This is a genomic window from Rhodococcus sp. A14 (assembly GCF_011603105.1).
GTDB classification, from domain to species: Bacteria; Actinomycetota; Actinomycetes; order Mycobacteriales; family Mycobacteriaceae; genus Rhodococcus_F; species Rhodococcus_F opacus.
In genome coordinates, this window is sequence record NZ_JAAOQS010000249.1 from 1 (window position 1) to 1,800 (window position 1,800).

At 68.4% G+C, this 1,800-nt stretch carries 1 protein-coding gene and 1 pseudogene; both read right to left on the reverse strand.

Going from position 1 to position 1,800, the window contains the following annotated elements:
• Window positions 1–252: 252 nt before the first annotated feature.
• Window positions 253–1,218, reverse strand: coding sequence for a sulfite exporter TauE/SafE family protein (locus tag G9373_RS45125; protein ID WP_005243104.1), 966 nt, complete (start codon window positions 1,216–1,218; stop codon window positions 253–255).
• 262 nt (window positions 1,219–1,480) lie between these two features.
• Window positions 1,481–1,800: pseudogene (locus G9373_RS45130) on the reverse strand (enoyl-ACP reductase); the annotation flags it as partial.

Here is a 1,800-nt window from a genome sequence, read left to right on the forward strand (position 1 = left end):
TCGCCGCACCCGACCAGAACCCGTCGACGTCCACCCCGGTCCCCGGCAGCGCCTCCTCGTTCACGAAGTCGTAGAGCACCTTCGCGACCTGCAGACCGCCGACCTCAACACGCTCAGTCATGAAATGCCTCACTGTTCCGCACTTGGAGCACCGGACGGGTGCCATGAACCGCACCCAATGTTACCCGCTGGTAAGCGGCGTGGCCGGATGTCCTGCGGAGGTTCGCCCCGAGGTGAGGGCGGGAGGTGAGGTCAGGCCTTCTCGCCGGTGGACGGCTCGAGGGACGGGGCTTCCGACTCGACGGGCGTGTCGTTCTCGGCGTCGATCCGGTGCAGATCGCCAGCGGCCTCTGCCGCGCTGAGACGGGAACGACGCCAGGCGACGACCAGCAGTCCGGCCCACACCGCAACGAGAGCGAGGTACCCGAGGGTGGCGGCGACGCCGGTGACGTCGAACGTCTTGAACAGCTTCTGCGCGTTGGTGATGATGATGATGCCGCCGACGCCGGTTCCCAGAAGGGTCGCGGGCACCCGGCTGACGAGCCAGGCGGCGAGCGGTGCGGCGATAATGCCGCCGAGAGCCAGCCCCGCGATGATGGGGATGTTGTCGAAGAAGTCGCTGCCGAGACCGAAGATGAACCCGATGCTGGCCGCGGCGGACACCAGGAACTCCGACGCGCTGACCGAACCGATGACGGTGCGCGGTGCGGTCTTGCCGCGCGAGAGCAGCGTGCTGGTGGTGATCGGCCCCCAGCCGCCGCCGCCGCTCGCGTCGATGAATCCACCGAACAGTCCGAGCGGTGACAGGAACTTCGCCGTGTGCGGCGACGTCCGGGCGTCGTTGACGGCGGGAGGGCGGATGGAGAAGCGGAGCAGGACGTACACACCGATCGCCAGCAGGATCGTCGACGTCACGGGGACGGCGGCGGCCGTCGACAACTGGGACAGCACCGTCGCACCGAGGAACGCACCGATGGCGCCGGGGACACCCAGGCGCAGTACGAGAGCCCAGTCGATGTTGCGGAACCGCCAGTGCGACGCACCGGAGGCGAGCGTCGTACCGACCTCGGCGAAATGCACTGCTGCGCTGGCGTGTGCCGGTCCGACGCCGCTGAACACGAGCAGGGTGGTCGCAGTCACGCCGAAGGCCATGCCGAGAGCGCCGTCGACCAACTGGGCACCCACGCCGACCAGCGTGAAAATCAAGAGCTTGAACATCGAGACTCCGACCGAGAGAGCGAACCGTCAGGGCAGCAAAGACCAGCGAGCAGGCTGGTCAGCAACATCCCTGGTCGAAGGCATGGCCTCGGCGGGAGGGCCAGAAGGGCATGAGGGCGAGCGAGGCCGCGGGGCCTGCCTGCGCGCTCGTGCCGTTCACTCGGACTCCCACATCTCTCGTCGCATGCGCGGCCGTCCGCGCACAAGGTTCGACACTAGCTGGAGGGGTGGGCGCGTGTCATCTTCACACGCGCCCAACCGCTCACAGTTTTCGCGCAGAGATCTCGAAGCCCACGTCGCGCAGCCGTGTCACCAGGACGTCGCCGAGTGCCGTGGCGGGGGTGAGGACGCCGGCCGAATCCGGCAGTGCGTCGCCGCCGAGGACGAGGCTCAGCGCGGATTCGCCGAGCATCACCGCGGTGGCGCTGTATCCGGGATCGCCCTTCGCCTTCACTCGCGACGTGTAGCGCGCGCCCGTGGTGGTGGTCGTGTACACGTCGATGGTGAAGTGGCCCTTGCGCTGCGCCTCTTCGCTGGGGCCGTCGCCCGGTGAGGGCAGAACGCGGTCGAGGACGTACCGGG